Here is a 19,328-nt window from a genome sequence, read left to right on the forward strand (position 1 = left end):
AAGCGACTGCCAATTACAGCGGCTTAGTCAGCGTAGGACAGTGGGCTGCTCAACCTTGAGCCGGTGCCCGCAGCGAGGTACATCATGCCCATACGCAAGATCCCCAAAAACTACCGCAACGTAACCGGTGTCGCCGCTCACCGTAAGGCCGACGGCCCGGCGATGTTCGAATCCACGCTGGAGCGTGACTTCATTACGCTGCTGGAATTCGACCCAACCGTCGAAACCTTTGAGGTTCAGCCTCTGACGCTCGACTGGACCGACTCGAGCGGTAAAATTCGCCGCTACACGCCCGACGTGCTCGCCACATTCAACCTGCCGCATGAACACCGAAGCAAGACGCTCTATGAAGTCAAATACCGCGACGAGCTGCGCAGGGACTGGCAAGACCTTCGCCCGAAACTCCGGGCTGCTGTGCATTTCGCCCGAACTCAAGGCTGGCGTTTCAAAATTCTCACCGAAGTCGAGATACGTACGCCGTACCTCGATAACGCCAAGTTCCTGCTGCCTTTCATTCGACAAGGCCCGGCCGAAGAAGCACACATGGACCTGCTGGACGAACAGCTACGGCTGTTACACCACTCCACACCGGCTGAATTGCTGGCGACAGTGTTTCAGGATGAATGGAATCAGGCTCGCCTGCTCCCCTCTCTCTGGTATTTGGTCGGCACCCAGCAAATTGGGACCGACCTATCCAAGAAACTGACAATGATCAGCCCGATCTGGAGCTTCCACAAATGAACATGCCCAGCGCGCTTTTACAGCTCCAACCAGGCACGGCTGTGGTTTATCAAAATCGGCTCCATCGCATCACCCACGTGCTCGATCTGGATGAAGTGCTGCTGGTCGATGACGAAACGAATCAGGTCAGCCATGCAAAAGTGGGAGCCCTGGAGACGGTGGTTGGTGGCACACAGTCAGTGGCACGTCCCGACCTGGTACAGGTGCTCGACAAGGATTGGGAAGAAGCCAAGCGACGCTATGAGATCATCCGCCCCTTGCTCGATAAGGCAGACCGTAGCCGGCAGGACGTTACCGAGCGAGGGAAAACGTGCGGGCTTCATACCAACACGCTGTATGAATGGATACGGCGCTACGAAGACAGCCATTTGCTGACCTCACTGCTACCGCGCATTCGCAACGACAAGGGCTCCACCAAGCTTACCCCGGAAGTCGAAACCATCATCCAGGCGGTCGTGGAAAGCGAATATCTGACCAAGCAGCGCAAATCACAGCAAAAGGTCTGCGACGAGGTGCGTAAACGCTGCCTGTACGCCGGCCTCGAACCACCGCACGACAACACCGTACGAAACCGTCTGAAGCTACTGACCGGCGAGCACGTAATGGCCAAGCGTAGAGGCCGCAAAGCAGCCGACCAGGCCTATTCCCCCATCGAAGGCTGCTTTCCCGGTGCAGACTGGCCGCTCGCGGTTGTCCAGATCGATCACACCCCGCTGGATATCATCCTAGTGGACGACATCGACCGCAGGCCGGTAAACAAGCCGTGGATCACCTTGGCAATCGACGTGTTCAGCCGAATGGTAGTCGGGTTCTACGTCTCGTTCGATCCTCCCGGTGCGCTGTCGGCCGGTCAATGCTTGGCCAGTGCAATCCTGCCCAAAGAGAGCTGGCTGGCCAAACACGACATCAAAGGGGAGTGGCCATGCTGGGGCATGCCGGCGAAGCTGCACATGGACAATGCCCGGGAATTTCGCGGCAACATGCTGAAGCGCGCATGCGACCAATACGGCATCGATATCGAATGGCGGCCGGTTGCCCGACCACATTTCGGCGGACACATCGAACGCTTGCTGGGCACATTCGCCAAGGAAATCCATACACTGCCTGGCACTACATTCTCGAATGTCCGAGAACGCGGCGACTACGATTCAGAGGGCAAGGCAGCACTGACGCTGACCGAGCTTGAGGAATGGCTGGTGACCTTCATCGTCAACGTTTACCACCAGCGCGTGCATTCCAGCCTCAATATGCCACCGATGGAAAAATACCGGCGAGGTATCTTCGGCACCAAGGACTCGCCCGGTCGCGGCCTGCCGGCACGGATTACCGATGAAAACCGGCTGCGGCTCGACCTCATGCCGTACGAAGAACGCACCGTTCAAGACTACGGAGTGGTAATCGACGAGATCCACTACTACCACGACGTGCTGCGCCGCTGGATCAATGCTCCTGACTTGGTAGCCCCCAAATACAAGCGCAAGTTCATGTTCCGTCGCGATCCACGAGACATCAGCACGATCTGGTTCTACGACCCGGAGGTCGACCTCTACTATCCAATCCCCTACAGGGATACATCCCACCCGCCGATCAGCATTTGGGAAATGCGCGAGGCGAAGCGCCGCGCCGAGGCGGACGGACGGCGGCACGTGGACGAACGAGCGCTATTTGCCGCCTACGACCGCATGCGCGAGATCGAGCAAAACGCCCAAGCCAAAACCACGTCGGTACGCCGAGCAGCCCAACGCCGGAAACATCATCAAGAGGTCATCCGCCCCCTCCCCCTGCCGGTAGCACCTGTCGCCGAACCCGTCCCGCCACAACCACAAACATCCCCGGCCATCCTCCCCTTTGATGAAATGGATGACTTGGCATGAGCCATCTGAACGAATCGACCCTCAAACTGCTCGAGCTAAGCGACGCAGAGCGTGTCGAGCGCATCCGCGCACCGCGATGGATCGGCTACCCGCAAGCAAAAACCATATTGACCAAGCTAGAAGACTTGCTGACCTACCCCAAATCACACCGCATGCCCAACCTGCTGGTAGTCGGGGACACCAATAACGGCAAGACCATGCTGGTGCAGCGGTTTTGCTCCCAACACCCAGCAGACGATAACCCCTCTGGCGACGGCATCCGCGTACCCGTACTGTTCGTACAAGCCCCACCAGTCCCTGATGAGGGCCGCTTCTACAATGCGATCCTCGAGCTGCTGTTTGCCCCGTACAAGCCGAACGATCGGGTGGACAAAAAGCAGTTCCAGGTCATCAAGCTGCTGAAATATGTTGGCCTGCGCATGCTGGTGATCGACGAGATCCATCATGTGCTAGCCGGAAACCTGAACCGGCAGCGCGCCTTTCTGAATGTGCTCAAATACCTCGGCAACGAACTGCAGGTTCCGATCGTGGCAGTTGGAACCCGCGATGCCTTCCGAGCGCTGCAGACTGACCCACAGTTGGCCAACCGATTCGAACCGGCACTACTGCCGCGCTGGGAATTTGATACCGACTTTCTTCGCCTGCTGGCCAGCTTCGAACGTATGTTGCCTCTCCGTGAGCCCTCGGTGCTGCACGACACTACCCTGGCTACCAAGTTGTTCTCGATGAGCGAAGGCTACATCGGGGAGCTCTCACGCCTGCTGACCAATGCTGCCGTACACGCAGTAGAGACAGGGCGAGAGCGGATCGACGAACGTGTTTTAAATGGAATTGGCTGGGTGCCGCCGTCAGACCGTAAGCGGCAGATCGACCAAAACAGCTAAAATGCTTTGGCCCGCTCATCCGCATCCCTTCAGGGATGAATTACTGTCCTCATGGCTTGTACGGGTTGCACACGCCAACGGGCTTAAAGTGCAAACCTTCTGCGACCATGAATTCGGTAGTGAACGGCAGCTCTGGAATCGGGACATAGATCGCCTGGCACCTACTTGGTTGGTAGAGACCATGAGTGAGAAGACAGGAACCCCACTGAAGTGTGCCATGGCTACGACTCTACTTACCTACGAGGGAAAGCTGTACAACAAGTACCATCCGTCTGGACAATTGCGCTGGATACTTCCGCTTCAAATCTACCACCGCAAACGCCGAGGTCATGGCCTCCAATTCTGCCCTCAATGCCTCGATGAAGACACCGAGCCCTACTATCGCAAGGCTTGGCGCGTCGGCCTGTATACTTTTTGCCCCAAACACAACGTAATGCTGCTCGACCGGTGCCCTCGGTGCGGCTATGGCGTGGCATTCCACCGATTGGAGCTTGGACGGCCCAGCGTAGTCAAAGCGCCCTCGTTAGCAAGCTGCTGGTACTGTGATTTTGACCTACGCACCGCACCCGCCCCGCCCATATCCGAATGGGATGAGTGCACATTTCAGCATTGGAATGAGGCCTTGCAATGCATCGAAAACAACTCCACATTCACAACACACTTCGATTACTCCACGCTAACCGTCCTGCACCACTTCTGTACATTACTAGTTTCGATGCGGCTTGCCCCTAAGCTTCATGCCTACTTATGCGATCAAACAGGGCAACCTTTTCAACTTCTAGTCAAAAACAGAACCGCTTTCGAACTACGTACACAAGAAGAAAGGCATTACGTGAGCGGGTTGGCTTGGTGGCTTCTTGGACAATGGCCTAATCGACTGATGGCCGCCTGGTTATCAAAAGCAATCCGGTACAACACCTTGCTCAAGGATTTTGGCGATCCACCGACATGGTACTTAACCGTTTCAGATGAGATAGGAGCCATGACATGGACAAAACTCTCATCCAAAAAACGCCACACGATGCTGCCAAATTAAAATAAACAACAAAAGCTGTGGAATACCAACGAATACCGGCAATAACTTCCACAAGGGTTCAGTTATCGCCGGAACGGTGTCAGTTGTCGCATTAATGGTGTGCTAACACAACCTCCGCCATCTCAGCAACGACATGATTGACAACAGACTCCTGGGATTCTTGGACTTCTTGAGACTCCTGATATACCGGAGGGGGAATCTCAATATTGGATATCAAAAGCTCTGTCGCCCGCCTTGATGCCTTGACATTATAATCCAAGTAAATCGGTTGAATTTTATTTTGTGCGTACAGTTCCTTGATACGAGTGTGATCGTCGTAACTAATCAGCCATGGGTATCCCTGCCCAGTGATAAAATTCGCTAAATTTACATGATGCTGGTCTTCATAGAAATAACGGTAGAGCTTTTTTCCTTGACTATAATAAGGAGGGTCAATATAAACAAAATTAAAACCCGCAGATATGACTCCGGTGCTTTTACGCATGAAGTCAATTGCGTCACCATAATGCAACTCAATTAGGTCGCTATATGCTGACACACTCCGGATTTGTTCAATAATTCGCGCCTTATTAAATCGACAATCAATGCCATATTTCGAAGACTGGTTTTTTCCTCCGATTGGTCCTGCCCCAATAATTCCCGAGAAATTAGTCCGATTGAAAAAAAGACCTGCAATTCCCAACTCTAACAAAGAGCAATTTTCATTGCTTGGATCCGTCACATCCCGGTAAAGCTGGAATCTTTGCCATGTTTCTATAGAAATCTCAAGATCATCAATTGCGGAGCATAACCCATCCGGATCAAACAAAACGGAATGCCAAAACGCATAGACTAAAGGGTCTCGCTCCACCCAGACGGCACTTGAAATACTACCTTTCCCAAGCAATGCCAACGAAACAGATGCTCCTCCTAGATAGGGTTCATAAAAAGTGCAACCGGTCAGCAAATGGGCCTCAAGTATATCCGCAATATAGTCTGCGAGGAGTGCTTTTCCTCCAGGATACCGCAGAGGACTTACAGGAACAGGATTAGGCACTTTCTTCCTCCATATCGTGGTCTTGGCCTTCAACAATGTGCGCAATCAGTGGGCGAAGCAGTCGAGCAGCAGTTTCAACAACAGCCGCCTCTGCCTCGATCCAGCGACCATGAACGATAAAATCGAGGTGTTCTTTCAACCCAGCCTTTTCAAAGGCATCCAATGCATCACTGGCACGCTTATGAAAAAATATCTGATTTTGAGAATTAGCACAAAAAGAGATTAGGGTCTGCAATCCGACGTCCCGACCATTGCTCTTCTTATTTAGCTCTTTGGACTTGCCCGCTTTTCTAACCTGGTACGTAAGAGCAGACTCAAATAACGCACGAAGAAGCATTGCAGACGCTATTGGAAAATCAGCCGGCTGAATGCGAGTTATTTCATCAGTCAATGCAATAAGTCGATCATCATCAACCGTACAAATCAGCTTTTCAAAAAATGTTGATGCCTTAGCTGACTTTGGCGCACCGGGCTTTGGTTTATTAGTTCTCCCACTGCCAGATGCTGGTTTTCCTGACGGGGACACCACCCCCCCACCGCCACTTGGCGGAGTAACAACGCCACCGCCCCCTGTGACAAAATCATTACCACTGAAGTGCAGTCCATCTTTCTTCAAAGCAAAACTTGCAAACACTTCTTCTGAAGTAGTGCGGGTATTCGCCCATGGCTTTTTGTTAGGCGGAATCGGGATAAAAAAGCATCTGGCAATATGGTGCATATACTGATCAAATACATCAGTCGATAGGGAAGTTGTGACATGATCATGTTCATCAAACGACAACCCTAACTTTTCTTTAACCCCAGCCAGGGTAAAGAAACGGGTGTATGGGTTTGTTTGCAAAGTCTGATCAGTAAGCCGTTCCAATTCATTTTGGCTCCAAACTCGGTGTCCCAAATCCAATACATAACGAAGCAATCGATACTCTCTTATTGAGGCACGCAAAACCGAATGCCGAGCGCCGAGCTTTTCTGCAATTTGCGCCAGATCATAACCAGCCTCAAGCAATTTTGATGCACGCCGCATCTTTGCCGTTGTCCTCCACCGCTCAATCCCGGGCTCCGTATGACGTTTCGTGATAGTCGGCTCGGCAGCATCGCGATCTGGAGCAATATCGGCCTTTATCTCTTTGATCGCATCCTTTAATTCTTGGCTTGCAATCGGGAATCTCTTCTTGAATTTCTCTGGAACAAGCTCAGGCTTGAGCAGTAACTGACAGGCACATACCCGTCGATTCCCCTCAACTACGACATATTTACGATTTTCTTTGCAAACAATGATGCGCTCACCTGGCATCAAGCCGCCAAACTCAACAATACCAATGGCAAGCTTTACGACGTCTTCATGAGCCAATAACTTTAGACGAATTTCATCTTGGTCCGCATCGCCTGCAACTTCAATACGCGGATTCTGGGCATCAAGTACAATTTTGAGTGGATTAAGAGCAGTTTCTGCCCATGCATTCTGCGCCATAGATATCCCCCTTTTATATATCCGTTGCTTCTACTATTTATTGCTTCTCAACTGCTGTTTTTTTGACGTGGCCTGAGGAATTTCGCCATTCACTCACAACGCGTACTACTTCCTGATCGTCCAGCATGGAAAGAAGGTTCAGCAGGGCTTTCATCGCCAATGGTGCATTAGTACCCCTCTGATATTCCATATACGTACGATAGCCAACACCTATTCGCTTTGCCATTTCTTCCTGTGTGATACGCCTTTTCTCCCTTGCTTCGACCAGGGAATGCGCTCCACGTATCAGCTCTTTTAGTTCCACTGAAAATCCTGGCAACCATTTTGTATATCCCATTAAAACACAAATAGCACAAAAAGCAAATATAAATGCATATTTTATGCACAAAAACAACAAAAATATACATAAATTTGTATATCGCAAGATTGATGCATACATAATTATGTAGTTTTAATGCACATTCGTAGATATTTAATGAAGTGGTACGACATAAGCTTTTGTCCTCCCCAGCCTCAATGGCGACGCCCACGCCACATTCAATCAGACTGCCCAGAAGTTAAAAACCCCCATGCACTCGTAGCCACTACTTACAGCAACCAAGCCAAGGCATATTAATCAGACTCACCACAACACACCGACATGAAACAACACGGCAAACTTTGTCAGACAAGCGGATGGGATGAGTGGACACGAAGGGACATACTCATCAAGGAGAACAGAAGACACAGCAAAAAGCTGATAAGGAATTTTTGATACCGAAGACTTGCTCTACATACACTAAAGCCACGATTAATACCGCGAACTCACACGCCACCACCTACCTTCACTTCCATTTACAATGACAGGCCGATTAGCTCAATCATCATCACAACACCACACCCAATAAAGCCGTCAAAAAATTACCGCACTAATTATTAAGCACGCATGCAAAAAGCGGAAATACAATCAAACAAGCAAGGCGTGGCAACCATTAAAAAGATCAACACGCCCATATAAATCAACTATTCATCGCCTCCAACAAAGGGAAAACATTCCCAAATAACGTGGGAATATCACTTGGAACAACAGAAAAATTCGGATTGTGTACTAGCTGGTTTAGCGAAGTCACAGAAAGAACACTATCTTTCTTACCAAGCTCGGTCATTGCCCCATGCAACCTCTTCACCATAGCTGCATCTTTATTGTTACGAGTCAAATGATTTGTTATTTCCCGCAAAACATCTTCGAGCGTATTAAATGCTCCATTCTGCTTAGTAAATGATGGACCTCCGTTACCTCCATTGTCATCACAATATGCTTTCGCTGAAATCTCAAACATACTACGCAACAAGAAACAAAAAGCAATTGGATTATCATTGAGATCTAATTTTCCAGCCTCAATGCGCAATGTAACTACTTTTTGACGATTACGTCCAAGTGGCACAAATTTTTTAAGAGATCTCTTGACTGATCGCGGGTCACTTATCGCGACAGCCGCAACATTTTTTGTATTTGATGATGTAGCTTTCGTAATAGAAGAAACATTACCCTCAATTACTGTTGCACTATCCACCTCTACTTGACCTACACCACCATTTCCACTGCCCACTTGCAAATTAGAGGCCTCAGACATTGAGCCTAAATCAATAGAAGAGGAACTAAAGCTACTATCTTGCGTAGTCACAGAGACAGCACTGGTCGAACCAACCTCAAAAATACCATATTTATCAAAGAAATCCTTTTTAGCCCTCAGCATCGGATGGGTAATATGCTCGACCCCAATATCTCTTAATATTTCATCAAGCACCGCCTTATTACTGATGATAGGATAATTTCTTGAAAGCTCACGCCCATTTTTTACCCCGAATTTTACCGCAAGCCTTCCAAGTGCATCATCAAGCACTGAAAGCGGGTATTTCCCCGCCCAAAGTTTAGCTTGAAGCTTGCTTAAATTCTCACCATGCACCAAATACTTTTCAAGTAAATCAAGCCCATTTTCAGGCACCTTGCCTTCATCACGATTATGCCTAGCTCTAGCAACTGCGTTCCAATTATGTCGCCCAGCCTTTTCTGCCTTACCATGAGTCAATGTCACAATTTTATCTACAATGGCAGCTTCATCTGCCGAATACACCGCACATGGAACTAATTCGTTTGCACTTTTCCATTCCAATGAAATTTCACTTATTTTTTTCAGAACAACACTTGGAATTGAAAACTCAGAAATCGGCAGATACCCATGCAGTAGTTTTAACGCCGCCACGCGACGATTTCCCTCTTTTACCAATAGCTGTCCAGATGCCGAACCAGACTTTAAAACAATAATATTTTCAGTAGGCAGATAGCCATCATCGGCCAAGCTTTCGATCAATGCCCATAGTTCATCCGCACCAATTGAAATCATGGCTTGTATAGCCTGCATTTCATCTGGTTGTTCTACTGTTCTAAAATTTTTTAGATCAATAACAAGATCTCGTACCGGTGTCGCTATAGTGTTCGGCATTGGCTAACTTTTCAAATAGAAGAATGACTTCACGGAATAAACATTATTCCAAAGCGAACAATGGCCATATTACAATACACCCCAGCCACCTTTAGGCTCACGATGGAAAACCAATAGAAAACAGATTATTACCTAGACACCCGCACCCAACCGAGCTGCGAGCAACTAAAATTATCTACTCAAAATCAATTATGGGATGGCTAACTGCCACTTAGCTTTACCATAATTTTAGAGACTACTGCATCTGCATAGGCAAATACCGATGGCCACGTATGCTTAAGCGTAGCAAGCTCGACATATCCCAGCAATGGTTTTGCATTTTCCCAACGTCCTTCTTTTTTTGCTAAAACCCGGAGCAACAAATACAACTGTTCGTCACCCAACCTAGCCCCACTCGGCAATGAAACCATTGCCAGCTTAAACGACTCCCCTTCACGCCACTGAAACTCGATTAAACTGTATGCGCTCGCCCCCCTCACAATATCTGCAACCACAACAGCACGTCTTTGCTGCTTCTCTGAATCCAGATAGCTCCATTGCCAAGCCTTATGAGGCTTCGTTAGTGGTATATATGCAATGGCATCAGTTCTGGCACGGATTCTAGCCCGGCATCCAGCCTCCCCATCCAGATGCTTCACCATCGCCTCAAAGTTTTCAAAGCTTGCTGGTATTGCCTCCTGACGTATATGCTTGACCTCTGCTGAAGTAGGCGTTATACCAGTATCCGAGTAGGAACCATCACCAGTGCCAAACACTTCTGTGGGCAGTGCAAGTGGCCGAACAACTCCGGCGCTAAAGTAATTGCAAACCTCCTTCTCAGGCTTCTCCAGTTCCATGCCGGCCAATGCGCCAAAGCGCTCCTCTGGCATGGACACTACGGCCGATTGGATGTTTTTGGAGGTATCCTCGTCACTCTGCAGCTCTCCATCAGTAACGTCCTGACCGGATGGTTGCTTACTTGGGTATGCTGGCTCTTTCAAATCATCCGGTTGGTCCTTACCCTCTTCTGGGCGGAGGTTGCTGTTATCTCTATCACAGGTAATTGCACTGAATGGGAATGGCGCCGTGCAATGCTCCAGGGCAAAGACGATGAAACGCCAACTTTTCTCATCAGGCGTTTTCATTCCCTTCATCCTCACCCGCAGATTGGTTGAGCCAACGAATGGAAACGCAGCGTCAGGGTACAAACGCGGCTTACCCAGCACGGCTTGTTTGATCATCGAATCATGCACGAGAACCGCCCCTTCTAAGGCCTCGTGGCAATTCAGAATGCGGCCAATAATATAGGCATCCACATCAGCAAACTCCTTACGCAGCTTAAGTATGCAGCGCCTCTCTGGCGCAACGTACTGACATTCATCCGGATTCACGATCGCCCCCAGATCGTGTCGAAAATCACCCGCAAAAATAGCTTTGGCCAAGTCCGACGACGTGGCGTAATAAAACCGAATGATCTCAGCTGTTGGAATGATAATGCCATAGGGATCATCTTGCCATTCGATAGCAAGACATTGCGCAGCCAATCCTGCACCGATCTGGTGATACTTCTTACGGATGAGCTGCTGCCCATCAACCAAGACATCCGATTTCACCAGTCGGACCGTCTCAGGCGAGATAATGAGGTTTTCGAAGACCTTGGTCTTGCCTGCACTTTCGATAAGGCAATGCCGGTTTTGCCAAAGCGAACCGATAGAAACAAGGGGCAGTTGACCAACACCGATGCTGATTGAGCGGCGTTCTTCGTGATTGACGGCGTTGCTGGCGGCGTAGTCGGTGGCGCCATCTACCACCGGACTGATGATGAGTTGGATTTTAGGTTCGGAGGGAACCTGGGGATTGCGCTCTACACCGCCAAACCAATCTACCCTCCAGATGCGGCCGTCGTCGGGAAACTCCTTGATCCTTGGAATTGCCTTCCGCATGCCCGCCCCTCTCAGTAGCGTTTAGCGATGTAGAGTACAAATTAGCGTTGTTTAGTCGCCATTAGCGTTGGAAGTGTCACTTAAACGCCGGCCTCGTGCGCCTGCACATCGGCGTGGTAGCTGGAGCGCACCATGGCACCGACTGCCGCATGGGCAAAGCCCATTTCGTAGGCTTTTTCCTCGAACATCTTGAACACATCCGGGTGCACATAACGCAGCACCGGCAGATGGCCATCGGACGGCTGCAGGTACTGGCCGATAGTCAGCATGTCCACATTATGGGCGCGCAGGTCGCGCATCACCTCGAGGATTTCCTCGTCGGTTTCACCCAGGCCGACCATCAGGCCGGACTTGGTACGCACCGCCGGGTTCTTGGCCTTGTAATCTTTCAGCAGCTGCAGCGAATGCGCGTAATCGGCACCCGGACGGGCCTGCTTGTACAGGCGCGGCACGGTTTCCAGATTATGGTTCATCACATCCGGCGGCGTGGTGGTGAGAATGTCCACCGCGATATCCAGGCGACCACGGAAGTCCGGCACCAGGGTTTCGATCTGGGTATCCGGCGAAGCCGCCCGCACCGCGCTGATGCAGTCGGCAAAGTGCTGGGCACCGCCGTCGCGCAGGTCGTCACGGTCGACCGAGGTCACCACCACGTATTTGAGCCGCATGGCGGCCACGCTCTCGGCCAGGTGCTTGGGCTCGTTCTCATCCAGCGGATTGGGACGGCCATGACCCACATCACAGAAGGGGCAGCGACGGGTGCAGATATCCCCCATGATCATGAAGGTAGCCGTACCCTTGCTGAAGCACTCGCCGATATTCGGGCAGGTGGCTTCTTCGCACACGGTGTGCAGTTTCTGATCGCGCAGAATCTGTTTGATTTCGTGAAAACGCTGGCCGGTGGGCAGCTTGGCGCGAATCCATTCCGGCTTTTTCAGCTTTTCATCCAGCGGCACGATCTTGATGGGAATGCGTGCGGTTTTGGCGGCGCCTTTATGCTTGACCCCTGCCTCGTTGTCCAACTTCATGCTGTCTCCTTCACCACGGTAAGGTGTTTTTCCAACTGGGGCAGCAGCAGCTCGGCCACTTGCGCCAGGGTTTTATCCACCCCCAAATCCTTCATTTGCGTCACCCGCAGGCCTTCGTAGCCGCAGGGATTGATCCAGCTGAACGGGGTCAGGTCCATGTCCACATTCAGCGACAGACCGTGATACACCGCTCCGTTCTTGATGCGCAAGCCCAGCGAGGCAATCTTGGCACCATCCACATACACACCGGGGGCGTTGACATCGCCATTGGCGGTAATGCCCTGCCCGGCCAGCATGTCGATGACCGCCTGCTCGATGCGCCGCACCAGTTCGCGCACGCCGATATGCATGCGCTTGAAATCGATCAGCAGATACACCACCAGTTGGCCGGGGCCATGATAGGTAACCTGGCCGCCACGGTCGGTTTTCACCACCGGAATATCAGTGAGCCGCAGCAAGTGCTCCGGCTTGCCAGCCAGGCCCTGGGTATACACCGGGTGATGCTCCACCACCCATAGCTCGTCCGGCGTATCTGCCGTGCGGCTATCGGTAAAGGACTGCATGGTGCGCCAGGTCGGTTCGTAGTCCACCAGACCCAAATGCTTGATCAGACGCTGCACGCGCGAGGCTCCTGTTCGGTTTAAAGCACCATCTTGACCATGGGGTGGCCAGTGAGCGACAGATAGATATTGTCCAGCTGTTCGCGCGAGGTGGCGTTCACGGTAATGGTGAGTGCATAGAAGCGCCCGCCCGAGCTTTCGCGCAGGGTGACATCGTGCACCGCCAAGTCCGGGGCATTCACCCGCACCACTTCGGTCATGGTGACCACGAATTCATCATGCCGCTCACCCATTACCTTGAGCGGAAAACGACAGGGGAATTCGATGATTTCCTGCTTTTCAGGGATTTGTTCAGCCATATTCAACTCGATCCGCAATGGCAAACGGCCCGCATCTTCCGATGCAGGCCATTGCCTGGCCCCGTCACGCGGGGCGGTCAATCAAAAGCCGGATTACTTCCAGCCCAGCATCAGCTTGATGCTGTCCCACAGGCGGCCAAAAAAGCCACCCTCTTCCACTGCCTGCAAGGCAACCACCGGGCGCTCCAGCAAGGGCTTGCCATCCAGGCTCACCACCAGCTTGCCTACGGTCTGGCCGGCTTTGATCGGCGCAATGAGCGGCTGCACGGTGGACAGGTCGGCTTTCAGCTGACCTGCCTGACCCTTGACCACGGTGGCGTAAACATCCTGGCCAAAACCAACCGGCACCGACTTGGCAGCACCCTTGTACACCGGAACATCAGAAACCGGCTTGGCTGCCGAGTAAAGTTTGGGCGTATCGAAAAACTGCAAGCCGTAATTAAGCAACTTCGAGCTTTCCACCGCACGCGCTTCCGGGCTGGCCGTACCCACCACCACGGAAATCACCCGGCGGCCATCACGATGGCTGGAGGTGATCATATTGTAGCCTGCGGTATCGGTGTAGCCGGTTTTCATGCCGTCCACATTGGGATCACGGTACAGCAGCAGGTTGCGGTTGGGCTGGGTGATGTTGTTATAGGTAAACGACTTGATGGAGTAAGTAGGATAAAACTCCGGGAAATCACGAATCAGCGCGGCGGACAGGATGGCCAGATCATGCACCGTGGTGTAGTGATCGGCATGCGGCAGGCCAGTGGCATTGCGGAACTGGGTGTTCTTCATGCCGAGCTTCTGCGCCTGCTGGGTCATCACCTGGGCGAACACGTCTTCACTGCCGGCAATGGCTTCGGCCAGGGTGACGCAGGCGTCGTTGCCGGATTGCACGATCATGCCCTTGATCAGGTCATCCACCTTAACCGGCACTTTCGGATCCAGGAACATGCGCGAACCGTCGGTTTTCCAGCCACGGCTGGACACGGTCAGCATCTGGTCCAGCGTCAGGCGCTTTTCCTTGACTGCCTTGAACGTGAGGTAGGCGGTCATCAGCTTGGTCAGCGAGGCCGGCTCGACACGGGCGTCAGGGCCTTGAGCGGCCAGCACCTGTCCGCTGTTGAAATCGACCAGATAGTAGGCCTTGCCGGCGATTTCCGGCACCGGCGGTACAAAAGCAGCAGTGGCAGAGGCAGCAACAGGCAGGGCAAGCGTGGCAGCAAGCAAAATTCGGGAGATGGTGGTTTTCATTGAGATCGACAACTGGGTGAGGGCTACAAACAATAGCCGTTGATTATACACGCCCACGCTGCTGCGTTGACCGTAAATGGCTGGTTTTTGCAGCAGTGCAGCAGCTGCCGCCCATGCGGTTGCGGCAATGCAGCATGAAAATGGCGACACGGCTTCCCGCCGGCTTGGAGTTCCTGCTACTCTGACAGTTCAATAAAAAAGAACGACAAGGACATCGGCATCACCATGCAAGACAAGCAAGACTATCTGGAGCGCATCCTCACCTCGCGCGTCTATGACGTCGCGGTGGAAACTCCGCTGGAAACAGCGAACAATCTCAGCCGCCGTACCGGCAACACCATTTTGCTGAAGCGCGAAGACCTGCAGCCGGTGTTCTCGTTCAAGCTGCGCGGCGCGTACAACAAAATGGCCAAGCTGACCCCCGCGCAGCTGGCCAACGGCGTAATTACCGCCAGCGCCGGCAACCATGCCCAAGGCGTGGCGCTGTCGGCCAAAAAAATCGGCTGTGAAGCCATCATCGTGATGCCGGTGACCACCCCGCAGGTGAAGATTGACGGCGTCACCAGCCGTGGCGGCAAGGTGGTATTGCATGGCGAATCGTTCAGCGATGCCTACCAGCACGCCATGACCCTGGTAGCCGAAACCGGCAAAACCTATATCCCGCCGTTTGACGACCCGGACGTGATTGCCGGCCAGGGCACCATCGGCATGGAAATCCTGCGCCAGCACCCCGGCCATATCGATGCCGTGTTCGTGGCGATTGGCGGCGGCGGTCTTGCGGCTGGCGTGGCCAGCTTCATCAAGCGCCTGAAGCCGGAAATCAAGATCATCGGCGTGCAACCGGTGGATTCCGACGCCATGAAGCAGTCCATCGAAAAAGGCGAACGTGTCGAACTGAAAGACGTGGGCCTGTTTGCCGATGGCGTGGCAGTAAAACTGGTGGGTGAGGAAACCTTCCGCATCTGTCGCGAGCTGCTGGACGAAATTATGCTGGTGGATTCGGACGCCATGTGCGCCGCCATCAAGGATATCTTCGAAGACACCCGTTCCATCGTAGAGCCAGCCGGCGCACTGGCCGTGGCAGCCGCCAAGGCCTATATCGAGCGTGAAGGCTGTACCGGCCAGACCCTGGTGGCCATCAATTGCGGCGCCAACATGAACTTCGACCGCCTGCGCCATGTATCGGAACGCTCCGAACTGGGCGAGCGCCGCGAAGCCATCATTGCCGTCACCATTCCGGAAAAACCGGGCAGCTTCAAGCAATTCTGTTCGGTAATCGGCAACCGCAACATCACCGAATTCAACTACCGCTTTGCCGACCCCGGCACGGCTCATGTGTTTGTCGGCGTACAGATCAGCGGCAAGCAGGATTCGGAACGCATCATTGCCGAGCTCAAGGCCAATGATCTGGATGGACTGGACCTGACCGATAACGAGCTGGCCAAACTGCACATCCGCCACCTGGTGGGCGGGCATGCACCGCAACTGAAAGATGAGCGCGTGCTGCGCTTTGAATTCCCCGAGCGCCCGGGCGCGCTGATGCGCTTCCTGGAAGGCATGCGCACCCACTGGAATATCAGCCTGTTCCACTACCGTAACCACGGTGCCGACTATGGCCGCGTGCTGGTAGGCATTCAGGTGCCGGCCAGCGACAATGCCGAGTTCCAGCACTTCCTGGATGGCCTGGCCTATCCCTATGTGGAAGAGACGGACAATCCGGCCTACAAGCTGTTCCTGGGCAAGACCATCCGCTAAACTCTGCCGGCCAGCCAACACGGCTGGCCGCAGAACTTCCCGCACAGGCATCCCCATATGATCAAAGCAGTATTGTTCGACCTCGACGGCACCCTGGCCGACACGGCGCGCGACCTGGGCGCTGCCCTCAACCGCTTGCTGGCCGAGGAAGGCCTGCCGCCCCAGCCCTATTCCGCCATTCGCCCACTGGCCAGCCATGGCGCACGCGGGCTGGTCAGCCTGGGCTTTGGCATAGACCGCGAGCATCCGCGTTTCGAGGAATACCGGCTGCGTTTTCTTGATCATTACGAGCACAGCTTTGCCGATGAAACCGTGCTGTTCGACGGCATCAACAACATGCTCGAGGGCATTGCTGCCAAAGGCCTCACCTGGGGCATCATCACCAACAAGCCGATGCGCTTTACCGATCGACTGGTGCCGGCCCTGCCCTTTGTCAGTCGCCCGGCAGTCACCGTCAGCGGTGACACCGTCGGCGTACCCAAGCCGGACCCGGCTCCCATGTTGCATGCTGCCGGGCAGATTGGTATCGACCCGGTCCATTGCCTGTACGTGGGCGATGCCGAGCGTGACATCCAGGCCGGCCGCGTGGTGGGCATGAAAACCGTGCTGGCCAACTGGGGCTATATCTCGGAGCAGGACCAGCCGCAGCAATGGGGAGCCGACATCAGCATCGAACACCCGCTGGAGCTACTGCAGCACCTGTAAGCTGGCGACCGCCTGTATTTGCAACCCGCATGGCGCCAGTGGCCGATGCGGGTTTTCTTTAGCCGGATTAAACACCAAAAAGAAACAATATCTTGAAATAAAGCATCTATTTCCACCAAGGGGTAATCAATACACTGCAGGCATGCACTTGCAGCACAACCCGACAAGGAAACAGATCATGAAACACCTCACTCTCGCCCTAATCGCCCTTGGCTTTAGCACTGCAGCCCTGGCAGGTCATCACGATAGCCGCCCCAGCGCCGCCGACATCAGCGCCTGGCAGGCAGAGCAAGCAGCCATCAAGGCCGCCGATGCCCTGCTGCCGCCAGAACGGCAGGCAGAGATCGCCCGCGACCATACCGCCTGGCAAGCTGCGCTGCTGCAAAAAAACCAGCATAACGCCGGCATCAATCACTGAAACGACAAGGCCTGACACCACCATGAGCCATCTTCATCTGCATATCGCTGCCGAACACACCAGCCTTGCTGCGCAACAGCAGCAAACCAGCATGCCGGTCGGCTGGCAGACGGCACTGGCCAGCCGCAAGCAGCCCGACCTGCCAACGGCTGCTGCCCTGGAGCTAGCCATCATGCAGGTGGAAGACGCCATCAGCGCCAACTGGCCGCAGCGGCTGATGCTGGCTACCGTCAGCAGCAGCGACCCGGCCATGTACCAGATCGCCACACTGAGTGGCCTGGCTGCAGAGCATGGCAGCCAGCTGGGGCGACATAGCGTGGAGGGTCTGTTTTCACGCCTGGCTAATGCCGTGGAAGGTGGCTCGGCCGCCGGCCTGCCGGATGGCGCCGAATTCATCGGCAGCCTGCTGATCCTGCGCGAATTGCTGCACCACCTGGATATCGCGGCCATCACACTGGTCAGCCCTGCCACTTGAAATAGCCGACGGCACATCGGGCAAAGACAAAGAAAAACCGCCGCCAGATTACCCTGGCGGCGGTTGCATATTGATCAGGCCATAGCAGCCCGAACCCGGGCTCAGAAGGGGTAGACCACTTCTGCCGGCTTGAATTCGCAAGGCTTGTCGGACGGTGCCGCATCATGCATTTCAGCCTTGCTGGCGGAAATCTTCTTCCACGAACCACCCAGGCTACAGGCAAAATCCTGCCCCAGCTCCAGCTCACCAAACGTCGATGGCAGTACCGGCTCTTCGCAGTGCGGGCACAGATTGGCCGCAGGGCCGGTCAGCTTTGCCCGGCTGGATACCTTGTCGCACCAGCAACATTTGATTTGATCTTCAGTCATCTTCACTTCCCGTTACCTAAGCTTGCCATGTCGAAATGACGCGAATGCAGCCGCGCATTATACCCTGTCTGTGGCAAACCGCCGAATGAGGGTGACGCGCCCCAGCCGCGCACAGCGCAAAGCCTTCGGCGGCGGCAGTCCGGAATCCACGCACGACATGACAGAAGGCAGAACTTGTGGGCTCAGCAGGCATCCAGCCGCTGCAACACCGCGTCGCCCTGCTCAGCAGACAGGAAAGTGGCAAAACCATGGCGGGCATAGTTTTCCCGCAGCACTGCCAACCGTGTCGGCTGTGCCGCATAGGCCGCCGGCAACAGAAAGCCGATGCGTGGTGCTGGCAGTGCCAGCCGGTCGACAATCTGGCGAAATACCCGGCCATGCTCCTGGCTGACGGCCTCCAACAACAAGGCCGACACCGGCAAGATCAGCCCCTGTTCGCCATAGCCGGCTTGCAGATAATTGAGCAAATGCAGGCTACGGATAAAGCGGTCCAGCACCACCGGTGTTTCGCTGACGCGGGTCAGCCTTGTCAGCGCTTCGTCAGCCAGCACTTCGCCGCCCGGCGCCATGGCATGCAGCCGCGCCAGCACGCCCAGCGACTGGCCGGCGGCATCATGGACTGGCTGAAAATGGCTGGACAAGCGCACCTTGATGAACTCACCCATCACCTGCCCATCCGCCGTACTCCATAAGGGAAATTCCATGAAGTACTCGGCATGGACGGTGCGTAAAAACTGGGTGAGAAATGCATTCATGACAAACCTGACCATCTGCAGGCAATACGCAATGGAAACAGAAAGAGAATGCCAGCCAGCGCTGGCCACCTGCGTGATACAGCAGGACGCTGACAGACAAGGGAATCGCCCGCGGCCACGGCTGATCGACGCCTCACTGTAGCCCGGCCGGCCTGGATTGATAAATGCCCATTCCTGATATCGCTATTCGCCACACAGATAAGCCCGCCCACGACC

General features: G+C 53.7%; 19 protein-coding genes. 8 read left to right on the forward strand and 11 right to left on the reverse strand.

Annotated elements, in window-relative coordinates:
• The first annotated feature begins 84 nt into the window (after positions 1-84).
• Genes H2Z84_RS12940 through H2Z84_RS21540 form a run of 4 tightly spaced genes read left to right on the forward strand, consistent with a single transcriptional unit; the run spans position 85 to position 4,535 of the window.
• Positions 85-741: a TnsA endonuclease N-terminal domain-containing protein gene (locus tag H2Z84_RS12940; protein ID WP_181836343.1), complete on the forward strand. Its 657-nt coding sequence runs from the start codon at positions 85-87 to the stop codon at positions 739-741.
• Positions 738-2,615 carry a TnsB C-terminal domain-containing protein gene (locus tag H2Z84_RS12945; RefSeq protein ID WP_181836344.1) on the forward strand — a complete coding sequence of 626 codons (1,878 nt, stop codon included), beginning with the start codon at positions 738-740 and terminating at the stop codon, positions 2,613-2,615. The genes H2Z84_RS12940 and H2Z84_RS12945 overlap by 4 nt, the downstream gene beginning before the upstream one ends.
• Positions 2,612-3,499 (forward strand): TniB family NTP-binding protein, encoded by an 888-nt coding sequence (locus tag H2Z84_RS12950; protein WP_181836345.1) that lies wholly within the window; start codon positions 2,612-2,614, stop codon positions 3,497-3,499. Before H2Z84_RS12945 ends, H2Z84_RS12950 begins: the two co-directional genes overlap by 4 nt.
• A 1-nt stretch (position 3,500) precedes the next feature.
• Positions 3,501-4,535 (forward strand): TniQ family protein, encoded by a 1,035-nt coding sequence (locus tag H2Z84_RS21540; RefSeq protein ID WP_369597788.1) that lies wholly within the window; start codon positions 3,501-3,503, stop codon positions 4,533-4,535.
• A 91-nt stretch (positions 4,536-4,626) separates the two neighbouring features.
• On the opposite strand, the gene H2Z84_RS12960 is transcribed toward H2Z84_RS21540, so the two are convergent.
• From H2Z84_RS12960 to H2Z84_RS13000, 9 genes are all read right to left on the reverse strand, one after another.
• Positions 4,627-5,571 (reverse strand): DNA adenine methylase, encoded by a 945-nt coding sequence (locus H2Z84_RS12960; RefSeq protein WP_181836347.1) that lies wholly within the window; start codon positions 5,569-5,571, stop codon positions 4,627-4,629.
• Positions 5,564-7,042: a hypothetical protein gene (locus H2Z84_RS12965; protein WP_181836348.1), complete on the reverse strand. Its 1,479-nt coding sequence runs from the start codon at positions 7,040-7,042 to the stop codon at positions 5,564-5,566. The genes H2Z84_RS12960 and H2Z84_RS12965 overlap by 8 nt, the downstream gene beginning before the upstream one ends.
• Positions 7,043-7,079: 37 nt before the next feature.
• Entirely contained in the window at positions 7,080-7,346 is a 267-nt protein-coding gene (locus H2Z84_RS12970; protein WP_181836349.1) for a helix-turn-helix domain-containing protein, read from the reverse strand.
• Between the two features lie 694 nt (positions 7,347-8,040).
• Positions 8,041-9,525 carry a hypothetical protein gene (locus H2Z84_RS12975; RefSeq protein WP_181836350.1) on the reverse strand — a complete coding sequence of 495 codons (1,485 nt, stop codon included), beginning with the start codon at positions 9,523-9,525 and terminating at the stop codon, positions 8,041-8,043.
• A 200-nt stretch (positions 9,526-9,725) separates the two neighbouring features.
• On the reverse strand, positions 9,726-11,447 hold the full coding sequence (locus H2Z84_RS12980) for a hypothetical protein (protein ID WP_181836351.1): 1,722 nt from the start codon (positions 11,445-11,447) through the stop codon (positions 9,726-9,728).
• Positions 11,448-11,527: 80 nt separating this feature from the next.
• Positions 11,528-12,475 (reverse strand): lipoyl synthase, encoded by a 948-nt coding sequence (gene lipA / locus H2Z84_RS12985; protein WP_181836352.1) that lies wholly within the window; start codon positions 12,473-12,475, stop codon positions 11,528-11,530.
• On the reverse strand, positions 12,472-13,095 hold the full coding sequence (gene lipB / locus H2Z84_RS12990; protein WP_103526144.1) for a lipoyl(octanoyl) transferase LipB: 624 nt from the start codon (positions 13,093-13,095) through the stop codon (positions 12,472-12,474). The genes lipA and lipB overlap by 4 nt, the downstream gene beginning before the upstream one ends.
• A 20-nt stretch (positions 13,096-13,115) precedes the next feature.
• Complete coding sequence (locus H2Z84_RS12995; RefSeq protein WP_103526145.1) at positions 13,116-13,394, reverse strand: YbeD family protein; 279 nt, start codon at positions 13,392-13,394, stop codon at positions 13,116-13,118.
• 93 nt (positions 13,395-13,487) lie between these two features.
• Positions 13,488-14,636 (reverse strand): D-alanyl-D-alanine carboxypeptidase family protein, encoded by a 1,149-nt coding sequence (locus tag H2Z84_RS13000; protein ID WP_181836601.1) that lies wholly within the window; start codon positions 14,634-14,636, stop codon positions 13,488-13,490.
• 225 nt (positions 14,637-14,861) lie between these two features.
• On the opposite strand from H2Z84_RS13000, the gene ilvA reads away from it, so the two are divergent.
• The 4 genes from ilvA (at position 14,862) to H2Z84_RS13020 (ending at position 17,989) form a co-directional block, all read left to right on the forward strand.
• Positions 14,862-16,391, forward strand: coding sequence for a threonine ammonia-lyase, biosynthetic (gene ilvA / locus H2Z84_RS13005; RefSeq protein ID WP_181836353.1), 1,530 nt, complete (start codon positions 14,862-14,864; stop codon positions 16,389-16,391).
• A 57-nt stretch (positions 16,392-16,448) separates the two neighbouring features.
• Positions 16,449-17,096 (forward strand): HAD family hydrolase, encoded by a 648-nt coding sequence (locus H2Z84_RS13010; protein WP_103526147.1) that lies wholly within the window; start codon positions 16,449-16,451, stop codon positions 17,094-17,096.
• 178 nt (positions 17,097-17,274) lie between these two features.
• Positions 17,275-17,514 carry a hypothetical protein gene (locus H2Z84_RS13015; protein WP_181836354.1) on the forward strand — a complete coding sequence of 80 codons (240 nt, stop codon included), beginning with the start codon at positions 17,275-17,277 and terminating at the stop codon, positions 17,512-17,514.
• Between the two features lie 22 nt (positions 17,515-17,536).
• Positions 17,537-17,989 (forward strand): hypothetical protein, encoded by a 453-nt coding sequence (locus H2Z84_RS13020; protein ID WP_181836355.1) that lies wholly within the window; start codon positions 17,537-17,539, stop codon positions 17,987-17,989.
• A 101-nt stretch (positions 17,990-18,090) separates the two neighbouring features.
• On the opposite strand, the gene H2Z84_RS13025 is transcribed toward H2Z84_RS13020, so the two are convergent.
• A complete protein-coding gene (locus H2Z84_RS13025) occupies positions 18,091-18,357 on the reverse strand; it encodes a hypothetical protein (RefSeq protein WP_103526150.1) in 267 nt (88 codons plus the stop codon).
• A 182-nt stretch (positions 18,358-18,539) separates the two neighbouring features.
• Positions 18,540-19,112, reverse strand: a complete 573-nt coding sequence (locus H2Z84_RS13030) for a hypothetical protein (protein WP_181836356.1) — start codon at positions 19,110-19,112, stop codon at positions 18,540-18,542.
• Positions 19,113-19,328 lie beyond the last annotated feature (216 nt).

Source organism: Aquitalea aquatica (assembly GCF_013911085.1).
Classification (GTDB): Bacteria; Pseudomonadota; Gammaproteobacteria; order Burkholderiales; family Chromobacteriaceae; genus Aquitalea; species Aquitalea aquatica.